Source organism: Mesorhizobium sp. M7A.F.Ca.AU.001.01.1.1, assembly GCF_004022735.1.
Taxonomy (GTDB): domain Bacteria; phylum Pseudomonadota; class Alphaproteobacteria; order Rhizobiales; family Rhizobiaceae; genus Mesorhizobium; species Mesorhizobium ciceri.
The window spans coordinates 1-734 of the sequence record NZ_RZPF01001283.1; the positions used below are offsets into that span (position 1 = coordinate 1).

The 734-nt window shown below is 61.0% G+C and carries 1 protein-coding gene; it reads right to left on the reverse strand.

Translation table 11 applies throughout. From position 1 onward, the window contains the following. Positions 1-98 precede the first annotated feature (98 nt). The coding region (locus EN884_RS37670; RefSeq protein WP_164895501.1) for a TetR/AcrR family transcriptional regulator at positions 99-734 on the reverse strand (636 nt) is incomplete at its 5' end.

Sequence of the window (734 nt, forward strand, 5' to 3'; positions counted from 1 at the left end):
GAGCGGTTCACCGTTTCACGGAAACGGCGAACCACTCCAACTCCTTGTTTGGCGCAATTCCGGACGGAAAACCGTTTCACACTTTTCCTGGAATTGCTCTAGCGCATCAGTTCGAAATGCCGCGGGAATGCCTGATGCAGCAGGAGCAGCATGGTCTTGCGCAGCACGTTGGTGTCACGGCTGGATGGATTGAGATGATCCCAATACCAGGCGCCGTGGACCAGATAATTCAGGCTCTCCGACAGCGTGTCGATGTCGACGTCGGTGTAACCGCCGCTGCGCGAAATCTCGATCAGCAACTCGCGCGCTTCGGCGGTGTAGGCAAGATCGCTCGGCAGGCCGATCTCATTGTAGATCTGCATGCTCTTGCGGTCGCTGGAGAACACGACAAAGACCGAAACCCATTTCGGGTGCTGGCGGGCGAAACGTTGCGCGCAATCGACCGCGCCCAGGGCCCGCTCAACCGGCGACAGGCCGGGCGCTCGCACCAGCGTCACCCACAGCTCGTCGTATCGATCGCTGAGATACTGCAGGACGGCGCGAAACAGGTTCTCCTTGCTGCGGAAATGGAAGACGACCAGGGCATTGGACGAGCCGACATGTTCGGCGATGCGCTGCATGGTGACGCTTGCCAGTCCCTCCTCCGCGATGAGCTCGATGGTGGCGTCGATGATCCGCTGCACGCTGGCTTCGCCGCGTTCGCGCCGACGGTCCTTGGGCGGCGCGGCATCGTT